The organism is Brevibacillus daliensis (assembly GCF_021245735.1).
Classification (GTDB): Bacteria; Bacillota; Bacilli; order Brevibacillales; family Brevibacillaceae; genus Brevibacillus_B; species Brevibacillus_B daliensis.
Map to the genome: position 1 here is coordinate 39,298 of NZ_JAJISB010000040.1, position 16,085 is coordinate 55,382.

A 16,085-nucleotide genomic window follows, 5' to 3' on the forward strand; every position below is an offset into this window, starting at 1 on the left:
GGAGGTTAAGTATGGCAACTGATATAAGAGAAATTATTGTTCAATTAGAATCGCACCGGCTTTGGATTGAAACTATTGGGGAACAGGGTGATAAACTGGGTATAGACGAGAGTGATTTGCGAGATGTGGATTTGTCCCAATATCCACTAGACCAAGCATATATTACAGCTTGTATCTTTGATGGCATGGATTTAAATCATAAGGATATCTCGTCATCTTTACTATGTTCATCAACTTTTATATCTGCAAATTTAGAAGGAACAGATTTTTGTAAATCTAATATCTCATATGTGGACTTCACAAATGCCAATATTAAAGCTGCTAGACTTGCTGATAGTGAATGTATTGAGACTGTGTTTGCTAAAGCAGATTTATCTAATGCTAATTTAGTAGCTGGTCTTTTTGATGAGACCGATTTTCGTAACGCAATTTTATATAATGCCGATATACGATTAGCTACGTTTGAAAGAGTATTGCTCAACGGAGCTAAATTAACTGGAATCCGGGGAATAGAGGAGGCATTTATAAAAAGCATCAATATTGGGACGCCTGAACAACCAAATATTCTAGTAGGTGAAGAAGCTAGAAAATGGTTACAAGATAACAGTTTGAGTAGTGAGTAGAATTTAAGGAACAATGTCAGATAAGTAAACTCTTTACATCAGTAGAGAGTAGGTCGTACAATACAGCCAACAAACCAAACACTAAACAAAAACAATCACTTGATAAACTTTCAAAGGCTTATTCCCACTTGAATGATAAGGAGGAGTGAGCTTTTTTTGCATGCCCAAAATCAAAGGAGGAAGAAACGAATGGCAAAGCGTGAACAGACGGCAGTGTTACAGCAATCGGGACGTACAGATTTTCAGGTTAGAGATGAGATTCAGAAGTTGATAGACCGTACGGAGCATTTGGATGCGGTAGCAGATCAGAAGGATGGACTACCACGCCAACAAGCACTGCAACTCGTAGATAGATTAGAGCGTGAAGCATCTGAATGCAGGGAGCTAGTGTAGTATAACCAGGCAGTTCTAGTGCGACAGCAGCAAGAACTTGAAGATGCAAAGGCAGTAGTCGCGAAAATGGTTCAGGATGCAGAGGAGCGGCTGGAACAGACATGGAAGATACTGGCTGGAAAAGTGGAGTAGGGCATATAAGTGACTATATAGTTGTTCAAGGTAGCAGGGCAAAAGGAACAGCAAAGCAACATCTGATATTGATATTGCAATTAGAGTTTCAGAAGAAAAATTCGATGAACTAATACAAAGTTCTTTTAGTAAGGTTAAACCACCTATGATTAACTTGCGTTAATAGCTTTAATAAAGATCAGAACTTGTAGAGTGCTGCACATAGCACCACTTATTGAGCGAACTGGGAAGAACGAAGCTAAGCAAATTCAGCCATTCTTATAATTGTGTGATTTAGTGCAGATATGGAAGCCGTGTGAGTTAGATACGAGCATAATGAAATATGCTGAGTTGGTTTCGAGATTTATTACGAGGTGATTCCTGCCTGTAGAGTGTCTAACCTATAAGGAAAAACATCTCGAAAGGAGCAATCATCCATGAATCATCCGGTTAAGGAGTGCATTCAGAAGCTGGGACTAACACATCGGGCGTTTGTTGTCCTGTATAACATCTCATGGGAAAGGTTTCGTAGTTGCTTGTATGGCTACACTGATTCCACCCCCCGCGCCATCCTGAATGTGATGGGATAAAACGGCTATGAAGAACTGGACGCACAACCGCAATATATGGAGGAAATGGAGAGTCCAGCAAGAGCTAAACGCCCCCGCCGTCACAGAAGGGAGGACGAATCCATGAAACCTATGTAAGCACATAGAACGATAAGGAAATACAGTTGCAACTTTTGAGTAGGGTATACCGACCGTAAAGAGTATCAGGAATCAACTGATAGTTTACACAAGGTTTCTTTTCTTATGATAGGTAGAAACGCTAAACGAAAGATAAACGAAAGATAAACATATCCCCCACAAGCAATAGTAAAGCTAGCAGCTCCCTGATTACTTGTAGGGGATAAAATGTATCGTATCTAAATGCAGATTGTTATGAAATCAAACTAACAGTTCAGCGATTTCGTCAATTTTCTTGGAACCGAATACTACGTCTTTGTCATTAATGATCATAGCTGGAACGCTCATTACCTTAAATTTGGTTTTAATATCTTGGAAATTGCTGATATCTACCATTTCAGCTTCAATATTAGGGTTTTCAATTGCAATCCGTTGAGCACCTACTACAACGTCTGGGCAGAGGTGGCATGCCAGAGAAACCATTACTTTAATGTTAGCTTTTTTGTCGATGGATTTAATTTTATCCAGAATAGCAGGCTTAAGGGCTTGTCCAGGACCCGCTAGGTTGTAGATAGCCAAGATGAAGGAGTTCAACTCATGACCACCAGGAACACCGTGATATTTCACACCGCTGTATTCGCCTTTTGCATCAAGCAACGATACTACAGGGAACTTATCCGAATTGATTTTTGCTTCCATCTCTGGATTTTCGCCTTTGTTATATAGCTCAAGGTGAACTTTTTCTCCGATTTCCGCAATATCGATCAAGAAATCACGCAATTCTACGGATTTAGGCATTGTTTCATCCACAATGGAAACCAATGTAACTTCATTTTCCATCTTACCGAAGATACCTTTCAATTGTGTACGAATTGCATCGGAGATTAGAGAACTTTTTCCTGATGTAGTTTGAGCGGCAGGTTCTTCTTGTTTCTTAGGTTTTTCTTCAACTGGCTCATCTTTGATGCCAAGACGTTCTTTTTCTTCGATAATATATTTACCTGCATCGGTAGCAGCAATAGCACCATCTGCTACAGCAGTAATGATCTGACGTAAAGATTTAGGACGAAGGTCACCAGCTGCATAGACACCTTTTACAGTGGTTTGCATATCGTCATTCGTCAAAATATATCCGAAACGATCCATTTCTACATGACCTCTGAAGACTTCGGTCTTAGGTTGGTAGCCAACGAATACGAATACACCAAACGTGCCGTCTTCTTTCTTCGCTTCGTACTCCCATTCTTCTTTTGTTACGTTGTTAATAAAACGAGCGTGTTGGATCATGCCATCACCATATACGCCAAGCAGCTCTGTATGGAATTTCACTTCAATTTTATCATTTGCGAATACTTTATCTGCGATGGATGGAGCGCATGTGAACTCAGGCTCACGAGCGATAATGGTTACTTTTGTAGCAAAACGAGTGAGGTACATTGCTTCTTCGGCTGCAGCAAAACCTGCCCCAATAACAAATACTTCTAATCCTTCAAAGAATTCTCCGTCACATGTGGAACAATAAGCGATTCCGCGACCGGTAAATTCATTTTCACCTTCGAATCCAAGCTTACGAGGGGAAGCACCCGTTGCAACAATGACTGCACGAGCTTTCATATCACCACTAATTGTTTTTACCACTTTAACTTCGCCAGAGAAATCAACATCAGTAACTTCTGTTTTAGCGAATTCCACACCGAAATCTTCTGCTTGCAGCTTCATTTCTTCAATAAGTTTTGGACCAGAAGTTTTGCGAATACCAGGGTAATTGGCGATCTCAGAAGTAGTAGCTGCTTGACCGCCAGCGCTTCCTTTTTCAATAATGAGTGTTTTTAGTTTTGCACGACCGGCATATACACCTGCGGAAAGCCCAGCAGGACCGCCACCTATAATTAATAAGTCATAAATTTTTTCCATAATAATTCTCCTTGTAGTATAATGATCATGAAAATTATTTAAAAGTTGTTGAAAAAAGGCACTTACTCCCATAAGTGCCTTTTTCCTTATTACTCAAGTGCGTTACAAGACAGCGCCTGCTGCACAAAGGCTTGAAAAGCCAAGTATATAGCTATGCCGTTACATGATGTGACAACTAGTTAAATTAGATTTTACCTACTAGGTCTAGGCTTGGTTCCAATGTCGCTTCACCTGGAGTCCATTTTGCAGGGCAAACTTTATCGCCATGTTCATATACGAATTGAGCAGCTTGTACTTTACGGATCAATTCTTCAGCGTTACGTCCGATACCAAGATCGTTAACTTCGTATGCTTTGATTTGACCTTCTGGAGATACGATGAATGTACCGCGTAGTGCTAGTCCTTCTCCAGGAATCAATACTCCGAATTGCTTGGATAGCTCTTGAGTTGGGTCAGCAAGCATTGGGTATTTGATTGCTCCGATTGTAGGAGTTGCATCAGCCCAACCTTTGTGAACGAAGTGAGTATCTGTAGAAACGGAATAGATTTCGCAGTTTACTTCTTGGAATTTAGCATAGTTATCTTGAAGGTCAGCTAGTTCTGTTGGACAAACGAATGAGAAGTCAGCTGGGTAGAAGAAGAATACAGACCATTTGCCTTTTACGTCATCTAAAGTAACTTCTTTAAATTCACCATCGTGATAAGCTTGTACCTTAAAGTCTTCTACTTGTTTGTTAATCAATGACATAATATATAGCCTCCTGAAATAAATGTTTTTTTGTAGTGAACCTTTCTTTATAATAATTATCATTAAGGAATAAGTCAATAGAAATATTGATAATAATTCTCGATGACACTAATTTGTAACAAAATGAACGGCACCCCAGGATGATGGGGTGCCGTGAATATTTAATCCAATAGAGAGACCCAGAATATATTAATAGTAAATACAAGGCTGGTCATAAGGGAAAGAGCGACACGAAAAGGTAACACAAATGCAAGCTGTATACATAATATTACAAATTAACTATAATATCTCTAATGATAGTTGCTGATTTAGTTTAAATGATGTCGTTCCTGTTAAGGGAGGGGAGTATGGAGCAAGCTCGCCTTAAAAAGGCAAAGCGGATCAGATTAGGAATAAACGTAGCTGTATTTATCGTTCTTGTCATCATATACAGGATCATGGACGTGGTGCTTGCGGGTAGTAACTATACTGCTAATCAATTACTTGGTATCCTGATCGTTTGTGGTAGCGTGTATCTATTTTTCATGAGAAAAGACACGGTAAAGGGAATGCCTGCGATTGTTCAGGAGTTATATCAGTATGAGAAGGAACAACAAGAACAAAGGCCACATTTACAAGAAAAGAATAAACGGCGAAAATATGCGACACTATTTATTCTATTATTAATAGGAATTAATACTTTTTTCAGTAGATCAAGCGTACCATTCTCTGAAATAAATGGTCGGCAGTATGATCTGATTTTCACTATTGTTGCAGCTGTGGGTTATGTGCTGCTTTTATTATTGGGGAAATTGAGGGAGAAACTGGAGCGTGATCATCCTGATCATCCAGGAATGGTGATCCTGTTTACCCTCTTGTGCGGTGTGATGGCGGCCTTAATACTGACTGTATCAGGACTGGCAATTATGAGATTCATAATATGAAAAAAGAGCGGTTCGTCTATGCCTGACCTGTAACCTGATACAGACTTTTATGAGAAGTCCGGTATCGGTTTACAGAGGGCAAATAGCGAACCGCTCTGTTGCGTTTTATAAACTCATTCGCAATATTTCACGAACGTCTTCTTTTTCTAGAACCTTAAAGTTCCCGATTGGACCATAAGGGGTTCCTTTAACTGCCATACTATCTAAATGCTCATCGCCAATCTGATAATCAGCAAGACGACGAGGGGCGCCAATTCTTATAAAAAACTCCTCCAAACGAGAAATTCCTTCTAACGCTACTTCCTCTTCTGTCTTATCTGCCGGGTTTACATCCCAAACCTCTGTTGCGAAGCGGACAAACCGTCCAACATTTTCTTTATACACGTATTTCATCCAGTTCGGAAAGATGATTGCCAGGCCACCACCATGAGGGATATCATAGATCGCACTAACGGCATGTTCAATGGCATGTGTTGCCCAGTCTGTAACTACACCTACTGGCAACGTGCCGTTTAATGCCATGGTACCTGCATAGAGAAGGTTAGCTCTTGCATCGTAATCTTCTGGATTTGCAAGAACAAGTTCCGCATTTTCAATGACTGTTTTCATAATGGATTCAGCAATACGGCTTTGCAGAGGAATCTCCGTTGTATGTGTGAAGTATTGTTCAAATACGTGTGATAGAATATCGCAGATTCCGTATATCGTTTGGTCTTTTGGGACTGAAAAGGTGTGTTCCGGATCAAGAATGGAGAAAGCAGGGAATGTCGTGCTAGCCCCATGCTTCTGTTGTGTTTCCCAGTTGGTGACAACACTGCTTCGATTCATTTCTGAACCAGTCGCAGCAAGTGTTAACACAGTTCCAAGCGGGAGTGCTGTATTTGGAACAGCCTTTCGTAAATAAAAATCCCATACATCACCGTCGTAAACAGCGCCCACTGCTATCCCTTTGGCTGCATCAATTACGCTGCCTCCACCTACAGCAAGAACGAGGCTAATTTGATTCGTTCTACATAATTCAATTCCTTTTCTCACTGTGCTGAGGCGAGGATTAGGCTCTACTCCGGGCAATTCAGTCACCTGACAGCCTTCCGCACGTAAAATGTGTATGATTTTATCATAAAGGCCCGTTCGTTTTATGCTCCCGCCACCATAAACGAGCAAAATGTTTTTGCCATATCTCTCAAGCTTGGTGGCCAAATGTTCTAACGTACCCCGACCGAAAATTAGCTCAGTAGGATTATGATAAGTAAAGTTATTCATGCTTTTATCGTCCCCCTTACTTCTTCACAAATTCGTATTCCAACTATATAGGACTGCAACAGAGTAAATTTCTTGCAACAAAATCAACAAAATCCAAGTCTGTAAAAGATGTAAAAAATCTTCGGTGGCTAGTACCCCCTGTCTTTTACTACTGTATAAGAAAGGATAAACATCTGGGTTTCACTTTCTTATAGAAAAGTTTTTAGGCCTATTCGAGTAGTTTCCTTCTTGTTTTTTCCAAATTGTCGACAAGAAATACGATAATTGGGGGATAACAACACAGAAATGGAGTGGTATAATAGATAAAGCTGTGAGAAGTTAGCATATTTTGGCTGACAAAAGGTAAGAGAGAAACTAGTTTTCGACAGAATGACAAATAGTTTGAGATAATGCACGTGAGACCAGAAGCCATTGTTGAGGTGGCTAACATAACCGACATGTAGGGTGTGATTTTTTTGATCGAAATGTATGACGTTTGGAAAACCTATCCTAATGGTACAAACGCATTAAAAGGAATTAATGTAAAGATTAATAAAGGTGATTTTGTATTTGTTGTAGGACCGAGTGGAGCTGGTAAATCAACGTTTATCAAGTTGATGTATCGTGAAGAGAAACCAACCAAAGGACAGATTTTCCTTAACAGCTTTAATGTAAGCCGGATTAAAGAACGCCAAATACCAGCTGTGCGCCGAAGTATTGGTGTAATCTTTCAAGACTTTAAACTGTTACCTAACTTGACAGTGTTCGAAAACGTAGCATTCGCAATGGAAGTTATAGAATCAAATAAAAAGGAAATTAAACCACGTGTTATGGAAGTATTAGGGCTTGTAAAACTGAAACACAAAGCAAAAATGCTCCCGAGCGAGCTATCAGGTGGTGAGCAACAACGGATTGCTCTCGCTCGTGCCATCGTCAATAACCCTGGAATTATTATCGCCGATGAGCCTACTGGTAACCTGGACCCAGATACCTCATGGGAGATTATGAAGCTTTTTGATGAGATTAACTTATCTGGAACAACGGTAGTTATGGCTACACATAACCGTGAGATCGTAAACTCCATGCGTCGTCGGGTAATTGCGATAGAAGCTGGCGAAATTGCCCGTGATGAGCAGAGAGGGGAATACGGTTATGAAGATTAACACCCTGGGTAGACATATTCGTGAAGGTCTGAAAAATCTCGCACGGAATGGCTGGATGACTTTTGCTTCTATTAGTTCCGTGACGATTACTCTATTAATATTAGGTGTATTTTTACTACTTGCCCTCAATGTGAATCACATGGCAAAAACAGTAGAAAATCAGGTTGAAATTCGCGTCTTCCTGGATATCACAGCCGATCAAGCGAGTGCAAGTGCATTAGAGAAAAAAATAGAGGCTTTACCAGACGTAGAGTCTGTTGTCTATGTACCCAAAGATCAGGGATTAATAGATTTAAAAGAGCAGATGGGGGAAAACGGTCAATTTCTGAATGGATTGGAAGACGAAAATCCGTTGCCTGATGCGCTAACAGTTAAGACTAAACAACCGCAAAGCGTATCTACTGTTGCTGAAAAAATTGGATCAATGGAACTGGTAGATGAACTAGATTATGGAGCAGAAACCGTTAATCAATTGTTTACCTGGACCAAAATGATGCGTAATGTTGGCTTTGTTTTCATTATCGGTTTAGCATTTACGGCGATGTTCCTGATTGCTAATACCATTAAGCTGACAATTGTAGCGAGAAGACGTGAGATCGAGATTATGAAACTGGTAGGGGCAACCAACTGGTTTATCCGTTGGCCGTTCTTTGTAGAAGGTTTGGTAATGGGTGTTATGGGGGCTGTCATTCCGGTTGCTATCCTGACAACAGGCTACTATTACCTTTATAACAATCTTCATTCCAGTCTCTATGCTCAAATGTTTGAAATCTTGCCTACCAATCCGTTTGTCTTTCAAGTAGGAGGCATTCTTCTGGGAATTGGAGCCTTTATTGGTATTTGGGGAAGTATGATTTCTGTTCGTAAGTTTTTGAGAGTGTAACACTCATTACCTAAAAAAAAGATACTATGCGCTTGGGAGGGCACTATTGAATGATGAAGAAAAAACTCATTCTGTCTGTACTAGCAGTCAGTATGCTAGCGTGGGGCTTAGCTCCCGCTCCCGCAGGTTATGCAAGTAAACAATCGCTGCAAAAGATCAATCGAGAATTGGAACAAATTCGCTCGCAGAAGAAACAACAACAAAAACAGGTCAAAGCGATTCAAAATCAGATTGGCAATGTGAAAAATCAACAGCAGAATCTGCATGATGAACTATTTTCACTGGACCTGAAACGGGAAGAAACACAAAAAAAGCTGGACAAGCTACAGAAGAATATTGACAGCACAACGGTTAAGGCTGTCAAAGCTCAAGCAAACTTAGATGAAGCAATAGAACGAGTGGCAGCACGCGATGAGTTGCTGAAAACACGGGTCAATGCGATGTATAAGCGTGGTAAGGTTTCGTATCTGGATGTAATGATGGGTGCGTCTGATTTTGGTGATCTGTTAACTCGTATGCATGGCATGAAGTTGATCGTCGAACAGGATAACCGTATACTAGAACAGAACAAAAAGGATAAAGAAACCATTGAAATTCAGAAAAAAGAAGTAGATACTTTACTAGTTTCCTACAAAAAAATGTTTTCCGAGAGCGAAGACTTAAAAGAAGAGTTGATTGCTCAGCAGAAGAGAGCTCTTGTCGTACAAGCTGAACTAAAGAAGAAGGAAAAAGATTTGGAAGAGCAAATTGCTGATGAGCAAGAAGCGATGTCTCAAATCGTAATGGCAGAATCAGCTAAGCTACGAGAAAAGGCAAGTTTTAACAGCGTAGGCAATTATACAGGTGGCAAACTGGGAGTTCCTCTTACTTCATATCGATTAACCTCTACATTCGGAATGCGTGCTGATCCATTTACTGGACGAACTTCTGGTCATGATGGTCTTGATATGGCAGCTCCAAAAGGAACAACGATTTCAGCTGCTGAGGAAGGAATCGTTATATATGCATCTACTATGCGCGGATACGGTAATACAGTAGTAATCCAGCATAATAATGAGATCAGCACACTGTATGGGCATATTCGTGAAGGCGGTATAAAGGTAAGCGTAGGTCAAAAGGTAAAACGAGGTCAAAAGATTGCTGAAGTAGGCTCAACCGGTCGTTCTACTGGAAATCATTTGCATTTTACCGTCTTGAAGAACGGAAGATCCGTAGATCCAGCACCTTACCTTCGCTAGTATCCATGCAAATATTGCATGCAAACTTTGCATACACTAATTGCACAGCTTTTTCCGTGGCAAGAAAAAAGGATGGTGGAATTGGATGAAATGGAACGGACGCAAGGTACTTGCGCTTGTGCTTGCCAGCATGTTAACCAGCAGTCTGATTACGGTGATTGCAGTTAAAACAATGCCATATAGTGAGCAGGCATCTAGCACAGTGGTGGCTAGCGGTAGCAACGGGATATTTGGTAAAGAACCAGAAACACCCAAGGATTTTGCGAAGCTAACCGAAATATATAACATTATTAAACAGCGTTACGTCCAGCAAGTTCCGGATGAAAAGCTGGTGGAAGGTGCCATTAACGGCATGATTTCAGCTCTGGATGATCCTTATTCCGATTACATGGACCCTGTGGCTGCGGATGAATTTAATCAATCTCTCAACTCCTCTTTCCAAGGAATAGGGGCTGAGGTATCGATGAAAGATGGCAAAGTTACAATAGTATCACCTATCAAAAACTCTCCTGCTGAGAAAGCGGGATTGCGTCCTAACGACCAAGTAATGAGTGTAAATGGAGAATCACTGGACGGTTTGGACTTGCATAAAGCGGTTAACAAGATTCGTGGTCCTAAAGGAACGAAAGCTACCTTGAAAATCATGCGACAAGGTAATACGGAACCGATGACAGTTGTCATTGTTCGTGATGATATTCCTGTGGAAACCGTATACCCTTCTTCCTATGAAAAGAACGGTAAGAAGATTGGTGTCTTGGAAATTACTTCTTTCGCAAGCGGGACTGCTGAAGAATTCTTGAAGCAGCTAGCTATTTTGGAGGAAGAGGGAATTAAGGGACTGGTTATTGATGTAAGGGGTAACCCAGGTGGTTATCTAAAAGCTACAACAATCATCAGTGAAAATCTTATCCCAAATAAAGAAAAAATCGTTGATATCGTATATGGTAACGGAACCGATGAAGTAGAGAGCTTCTACTCCAAAGTGGAAGAAGGTAAAACTTATCCAATAACTGTCTTGATCGACGGAGGTACTGCAAGTGCTTCTGAAATCCTGGCTGGTGCTTTGCATGAAAAAGCAGGGGCAAAATTGGTTGGAGAAAAGTCATTCGGTAAAGGTACCGTACAAAATACGATGGAAATGAATGATAAGAGTCAATTGAAATTGACAATCGCGAAATGGTTAACTCCAAATGGGGAGTGGGTACACAAGAAAGGAATTCAACCTGATGTGGCTGTTTCCCAACCCGATTACTATAAAGCAACCCAATTACCGCATGATAAAGTACTTGGACGTGATGCTAATAGTGCGGAAGTAAAAAATCTGCAATTAATCATGACTGGCTTGGGATTAGACCCAGGACGTCAAGATGGTTACTTCGATGAGAAGACTGAGACTGCTGTGAAAGAATTCCAGCAGAAAAAAGGACTGTCTGTGACTGGTAAGGTTGATCAGAAAACGGGTGCAGCCATGCAGGAATCGCTAATTGAAGTGATGAAACAACCTAAAAACGATATGCAACTACAAAAAGCGCTAGAAGTTGTATCTCAATAGAAGTAGGAAAGAATCGATGAATCAGGCAGGGAAATGATTCCCCGTTGTAGAAAGAAAGAACCACGAACAAAAGCGTCGTGGTTCTTTTTTCTTGATGTCTAAATCCTGGATTTGTTTTTCTTACGCAATAAGAGTGAGGAGGAAGAGAGTTGGCAGTAGCTTTGAATCTATTGGAAAACTATCTGTATGCAGTTGGCTATCTTCTAATAAATCCGCTGCTGTATGCATTTCTCTTTTTTATATACTGGCAGTATCGTAAACAAATGATTTGGGAGCGGCAATTGTTTTCTGTGCGGCTTCATTCACCTTTGGTTCAGACACTTCGAGGATTAGGCATGGGAATAGTTGGTGGGCTGTTTGTTAGCCTGTTAGCTGCTGTGCTAGGGATTTATGTGCAAGTGACCGATATGTGGATTGCCTGGACGCTAGCTTTGATACTGGCACTATTTCGTGTTCGTTTTCTCTGTCTCGCCTATGGAACAGCTATTTTTACAGCACTACATGGTGTGGCTCTCTTAGTTCCTTTTGTTGATACAGTTCCGGGAGTGGGAATGGTCTGGCGATGGTTTGCCAATGCGAACCCAGCACCATTACTGGCTCTGGTAGGTCTCCTTCATTTGATGGAGGCATGGTTCATTCGAACAAATCGTGGAGCTGATGCCTCTCCGTTATTTATTGAAGGAAAGCGGGGCAGGATTATAGGGGCTTATCAATTGCAGGCGTTTTGGCTTGCACCGGTGATTGTGTTGTCACCCGTAGCTGGCAGTGGATTAGATATTCCAGCCTTTTATCCGGGATGGCCACTTTTCTCACCCGAAATGGCTTCTGCATCGCTTGGGTTATTGTTATTGCCTGCTGTAACAGGATTTTCTGCCTTAACCAAAATACATACGCCTCAAGCAAAGGCAAAATCAATTTCCAAGCATTTAGTATGGTATTCGCTACTTTTGGTAGGGCTTAGTTATGCGGCAGTGTTGTATTCGCCTGTGGTTTATGTAGCTGCTTTCTTTGCGTTCTTTGGGCATGAGTTCATCGGCTGGCTTAGTAACCGACAGGAAGCAAAAGGGCAACCTTACTATGTTCCACATTCTCGTGGACTAAAGGTAATGGCTGTTTTACCTGATACACCTGCAGATAATATGGGGATTCAGATAGGAGAAGTAATTGTTAAGGTGAACGGCAGCTTGATTCAAAGAAAAGAAGATTTGTACACAGCGCTACAGATTAATCCAGCATTTTGTAAGATGGAAGTACTAACTAGACAAAATGAGATTAAATTTGTTCAAAGTGCTATCTATGCCGGGATGCATCATCAGTTGGGAATTATCGTGGTTCCTGATGAACGAACGAAAGAATTCGTCTCCATGCGAGTCGTTGATAAGATTAGTAAAAAGGCGATAGCTCAGCAAAAAAAAGAACAAGGATTGGGAGCTTAATACGACGCCGATACGAGTAGAAAGATAAAAAAGCTAATCCCGCAACAGTTGAAGATAAACTGATTGCGGGATTTTTTGCTTGTAGAAAAGAGAAGTTGTGTTAATATCTTCTACTTGCGACATTAATAACTAGTTTATCGGAAGCCAACAAAACCCCCCCTGTGCCACAACACAAGGGGGGTTCTGTAGATGAGTATCGTAAAGGCTGAGGACTCCTAGGTGTTACTCCGAATCCTCTGGAAGCTCCTCTGGGACCTCCTCTGGAACCTCTGGTGTCGGAAGTTCTGGAGTAATACCAGTTATAGGGGATTCGCCTACTTGCAGTCCAATAATATCAATAGATTTTACTTTTTTTCCATTATCCATTATAAATTCGATCATACCGTCCTTCATACTAATAGCTTCAATAATACCCGTTGATTCTTTATAGGTAATTTTTCCGTCCTCATCTTTAACTTCTTCGAGGTAAGTAGCTTTATATCCGATCATATCAGCATACTTTAATGTGTTGTCAATACCAATATCAGTGTCAAGCGATTCTAGACCGTGGATTTGACCTCGGGAAACGATATCTTTCCCGATCAAAAACCAGATATCTCCGTCTACGAGCTTAACGCCATTGATCGTGTTTTGGGCAGTTTCTACGTACTGTTGACCTGATGCCTCATCTTTACGAATTACATCGTAGGTGGCAACCTTACCGATCAGCTTTTCATACTCTTTTACATTGAGAAGACTGCTGTTTGTCTCTTTCATTATTTTTTCGATGTTAGTCAATTTTTCAACCAGCGTCATCATCGAGGTTTGCATCACGAACTGAGAATTGTCCATCGGAGAAAGTGGGTCCTGATTTGCCAGTTGGGCAATCATCAGTTTCATGAACGCGTTACTATCTAATCCTTCGCTGAATTCTCTTTTATTCTTATAGCTATATTCTGGCTGAACATATGAAGTTGTACTAGGTTTGCTTATATTGTTGGTCGGCATTCATTTTCCTCCCAAATGGGTAATAATTTTATTCAGATTGGAAATTGGCTAGTTGATAAATATTGGTGTTCCCCTTGCCATCTTTCACTATTATCGGTAAAATCACAGGTGAAGAATAGACAAACAAACGTTCGAGTATCTGCTTAAAATAATAAATATTGTGCTATACTGAAAGATAGGTCTTTAAAGGAGGAGGAACGGCTCGTGGATCATTTTGAATTGGTTTCAGAGTTTACACCATCTGGAGATCAGCCAACCGCGATTGCTGAATTGGTGGAAGGCTTAAAAGAAGGGAAGCGACACCAAACATTGCTTGGTGCGACCGGGACCGGAAAAACTTTTACGGTAGCACAAGTAATTGCACAGGTGAACAAACCCACGCTGGTAATGGCACATAATAAAACCTTAGCTGCGCAACTAGCAGCTGAATTTCGTGAGTTTTTCCCGAATAACGCTGTTGAATATTTCGTAAGCTACTACGATTACTACCAACCTGAAGCATATATTCCCCATTCGGATACTTACATTGAAAAAGATTCCAGCGTCAATGACGAGATAGATAAATTACGACATTCAGCTACCAGCTCTCTATTTGAACGAAAAGATGTAATCATTGTGGCATCTGTATCTTGCATATATGGCTTGGGTTCTCCGATTGAATATAGAGAGATGCTACTCTCCCTGCGTGTGGGAATGGAAAGAGGCAGGGATGAGGTTTTACACCGTCTGGTAGACATCCAATATGATCGCAATGATATTAACTTTACCCGCGGTACATTCCGTGTACGGGGAGATGTCCTGGAGATTTTTCCTGCTTCTCGAGATGAACAAGCGATTCGGGTAGAGTTTTTTGGTGATGAAATTGAACGGATTACTGAGATTAACGTACTAACCGGTGAGATTGTGAATTCCAGAGATCATGTTGCAATTTTTCCTGCCTCTCACTTCGTTACGCGTGAAGATAAGTTGAAACGGGCTGTTGAAAATATACAAGCAGAGCTTGAAGAACGTCTGCTTGAGTTAAAAGCGGCAGGTAAGCTACTGGAAGCACAGCGTCTGGAACAGCGGACGCGTTATGATATCGAGATGATGCTGGAAATGGGTTTTTGCTCTGGAATTGAGAACTACTCCCGTCATTTAACGGGTTTACCCGAAGGGAATCCCCCTTATACATTGCTTGATTATTTTCCTGATGATTTCCTGATGGTTCTGGATGAGTCTCATATGACACTTCCACAAATCCGCGGGATGTACAACGGTGACCAGGCACGGAAAAATGTGCTGGTCGAACATGGTTTCCGTCTACCATCTGCGAAAGATAATCGGCCGCTACAATTTGCTGAATTTGAGAAAAAGGTGCCTCAGGCCATCTATATTTCAGCAACTCCAGGTGTATATGAGCTGGAGCATACACCGAAAATGGCTGAGCAAGTCATTCGTCCTACCGGACTTATCGATCCTACGATTACAGTACGTCCGATAAAGGGACAAATAGATGATTTGATAGGAGAAATTCAGGCAACCATTGCCAAGAATGAGCGTGTTCTGGTTACCACCTTGACGAAAAAAATGTCTGAGGACCTTACCGATTATTTAAAAGAGGTAGGAATTAAGGTGCGGTATTTGCATTCTGACATCAAAACGATTGAACGGATGCAGATTTTACGCTCGCTTCGCTTGGGTGAATTTGATGTGTTAATCGGGATTAACCTGCTTCGTGAGGGGTTGGATTTGCCGGAAGTGTCCCTAGTCACCATCCTAGATGCAGATAAGGAAGGCTTCTTGCGTAATGAACGCTCATTAATTCAGACAATTGGTCGTGCGGCTCGTAACGCTGAAGGTCGTGTAATCATGTACGCTGATAAAATGACAGAATCAATGAAATCCGCTATTCGGGAAACAGAGCGTCGCCGTGCCATTCAAACTGCCTATAATGAAAAACATGGTATTACTCCGCAGACGATCAAGAAAGCTATTCGTGATGTTATCGAGGCATCGCGTGTAGCAGAAGAAAAATCTGATTACTTGCCACATTTAGATTTGAAAAAGATGCCGAAAAAAGATCGCGTAGCAGTGATCGAGCGAATGGAAGACGAAATGAAAGAAGCGGCGCGCAATCTAATGTTCGAACGTGCTGCAGAGCTTCGTGATTTGATACTTGAGTTAAAAGCAGACCTGTAGGGTTA

14 protein-coding genes are annotated in these 16,085 nt (G+C 41.2%); 10 read left to right on the forward strand and 4 right to left on the reverse strand.

The features are described from left to right. Nucleotides 1-11 precede the first annotated feature (11 nt). The 3 genes from LM917_RS21350 to LM917_RS21360 all read left to right on the forward strand — a co-directional run bounded on the left by LM917_RS21350 (nt 12) and on the right by LM917_RS21360 (nt 1,717). Nucleotides 12-623, forward strand: a complete 612-nt coding sequence (locus LM917_RS21350) for a pentapeptide repeat-containing protein (RefSeq protein WP_232699734.1) — start codon at nt 12-14, stop codon at nt 621-623. Nucleotides 624-812: 189 nt separating this feature from the next. After that, nucleotides 813-1,016, forward strand: a complete 204-nt coding sequence (locus tag LM917_RS21355) for a hypothetical protein (protein ID WP_232699735.1) — start codon at nt 813-815, stop codon at nt 1,014-1,016. Nucleotides 1,017-1,564: 548 nt separating this feature from the next. After that, on the forward strand, nt 1,565-1,717 hold the full coding sequence (locus LM917_RS21360) for a hypothetical protein (protein ID WP_232699736.1): 153 nt from the start codon (nt 1,565-1,567) through the stop codon (nt 1,715-1,717). Nucleotides 1,718-2,074: 357 nt separating this feature from the next. Here LM917_RS21360 and LM917_RS21365 read toward each other — a convergent pair whose 3' ends face one another. Both LM917_RS21365 and ahpC read right to left on the reverse strand, forming a co-directional pair. Next, a complete protein-coding gene (locus LM917_RS21365) occupies nt 2,075-3,727 on the reverse strand; it encodes an FAD-dependent oxidoreductase (RefSeq protein ID WP_232699737.1) in 1,653 nt (550 codons plus the stop codon). Nucleotides 3,728-3,911: 184 nt separating this feature from the next. After that, the gene (gene ahpC / locus LM917_RS21370) at nt 3,912-4,475 is read right to left on the reverse strand and encodes an alkyl hydroperoxide reductase subunit C (RefSeq protein ID WP_232699738.1); all 564 of its coding nucleotides are present in this window, start codon (nt 4,473-4,475) and stop codon (nt 3,912-3,914) included. A 347-nt stretch (nt 4,476-4,822) separates the two neighbouring features. Between ahpC and LM917_RS21375 the strand changes: the two genes are divergently transcribed. Continuing rightward, nucleotides 4,823-5,398, forward strand: a complete 576-nt coding sequence (locus LM917_RS21375; protein WP_232699739.1) for a hypothetical protein — start codon at nt 4,823-4,825, stop codon at nt 5,396-5,398. 105 nt (nt 5,399-5,503) lie between these two features. On the opposite strand, the gene LM917_RS21380 is transcribed toward LM917_RS21375, so the two are convergent. After that, nucleotides 5,504-6,661 (reverse strand): iron-containing alcohol dehydrogenase, encoded by a 1,158-nt coding sequence (locus tag LM917_RS21380; protein WP_232699740.1) that lies wholly within the window; start codon nt 6,659-6,661, stop codon nt 5,504-5,506. 455 nt (nt 6,662-7,116) lie between these two features. Here LM917_RS21380 and ftsE point away from each other — a divergent pair, with 455 nt between their 5' ends. The 5 genes from ftsE (at nt 7,117) to LM917_RS21405 (ending at nt 12,912) form a co-directional block, all read left to right on the forward strand. Continuing rightward, the gene (gene ftsE, locus LM917_RS21385) at nt 7,117-7,803 is read left to right on the forward strand and encodes a cell division ATP-binding protein FtsE (RefSeq protein ID WP_232699741.1); all 687 of its coding nucleotides are present in this window, start codon (nt 7,117-7,119) and stop codon (nt 7,801-7,803) included. Next, nucleotides 7,793-8,686 (forward strand): permease-like cell division protein FtsX, encoded by an 894-nt coding sequence (gene ftsX / locus LM917_RS21390; RefSeq protein WP_232699742.1) that lies wholly within the window; start codon nt 7,793-7,795, stop codon nt 8,684-8,686. Before ftsE ends, ftsX begins: the two co-directional genes overlap by 11 nt. 50 nt (nt 8,687-8,736) lie before the next feature. Then, nucleotides 8,737-9,924, forward strand: coding sequence for a murein hydrolase activator EnvC family protein (locus LM917_RS21395; RefSeq protein WP_232699743.1), 1,188 nt, complete (start codon nt 8,737-8,739; stop codon nt 9,922-9,924). Between the two features lie 85 nt (nt 9,925-10,009). Beyond that, complete coding sequence (locus LM917_RS21400; RefSeq protein WP_232699744.1) at nt 10,010-11,476, forward strand: S41 family peptidase; 1,467 nt, start codon at nt 10,010-10,012, stop codon at nt 11,474-11,476. Nucleotides 11,477-11,625: 149 nt separating this feature from the next. Next, complete coding sequence (locus LM917_RS21405; protein WP_232699745.1) at nt 11,626-12,912, forward strand: PDZ domain-containing protein; 1,287 nt, start codon at nt 11,626-11,628, stop codon at nt 12,910-12,912. A 222-nt stretch (nt 12,913-13,134) separates the two neighbouring features. Here the strand turns inward: LM917_RS21405 and LM917_RS21410 are convergent, their stop codons facing one another. After that, nucleotides 13,135-13,899, reverse strand: a complete 765-nt coding sequence (locus LM917_RS21410) for a flagellar hook assembly protein FlgD (RefSeq protein WP_232699746.1) — start codon at nt 13,897-13,899, stop codon at nt 13,135-13,137. Nucleotides 13,900-14,103: 204 nt separating this feature from the next. Between LM917_RS21410 and uvrB the strand changes: the two genes are divergently transcribed. Further along, on the forward strand, nt 14,104-16,080 hold the full coding sequence (uvrB, locus tag LM917_RS21415; RefSeq protein ID WP_232699747.1) for an excinuclease ABC subunit UvrB: 1,977 nt from the start codon (nt 14,104-14,106) through the stop codon (nt 16,078-16,080). The last annotated feature ends 5 nt before the right edge of the window (nt 16,081-16,085 follow it).

What these genes read in the sequence shown, in the direction of transcription:
- LM917_RS21350 (WP_232699734.1), top strand. Translation starts at nt 12, where the DNA reads ATGGCAACTGATATAAGAGAAATTATTGTTCAATTAGAATCGCACCGG.
- LM917_RS21355 (WP_232699735.1), top strand. Translation starts at nt 813, where the DNA reads ATGGCAAAGCGTGAACAGACGGCAGTGTTACAGCAATCGGGACGTACA.
- LM917_RS21360 (WP_232699736.1), top strand. Translation starts at nt 1,565, where the DNA reads ATGAATCATCCGGTTAAGGAGTGCATTCAGAAGCTGGGACTAACACAT.
- LM917_RS21365 (WP_232699737.1), bottom strand. Translation starts at nt 3,727, where the DNA reads ATGGAAAAAATTTATGACTTATTAATTATAGGTGGCGGTCCTGCTGGG.
- ahpC (WP_232699738.1), bottom strand. Translation starts at nt 4,475, where the DNA reads ATGTCATTGATTAACAAACAAGTAGAAGACTTTAAGGTACAAGCTTAT.
- LM917_RS21375 (WP_232699739.1), top strand. Translation starts at nt 4,823, where the DNA reads ATGGAGCAAGCTCGCCTTAAAAAGGCAAAGCGGATCAGATTAGGAATA.
- LM917_RS21380 (WP_232699740.1), bottom strand. Translation starts at nt 6,661, where the DNA reads ATGAATAACTTTACTTATCATAATCCTACTGAGCTAATTTTCGGTCGG.
- ftsX (WP_232699742.1), top strand. Translation starts at nt 7,793, where the DNA reads ATGAAGATTAACACCCTGGGTAGACATATTCGTGAAGGTCTGAAAAAT.
- LM917_RS21395 (WP_232699743.1), top strand. Translation starts at nt 8,737, where the DNA reads ATGATGAAGAAAAAACTCATTCTGTCTGTACTAGCAGTCAGTATGCTA.
- LM917_RS21400 (WP_232699744.1), top strand. Translation starts at nt 10,010, where the DNA reads ATGAAATGGAACGGACGCAAGGTACTTGCGCTTGTGCTTGCCAGCATG.
- LM917_RS21410 (WP_232699746.1), bottom strand. Translation starts at nt 13,899, where the DNA reads ATGCCGACCAACAATATAAGCAAACCTAGTACAACTTCATATGTTCAG.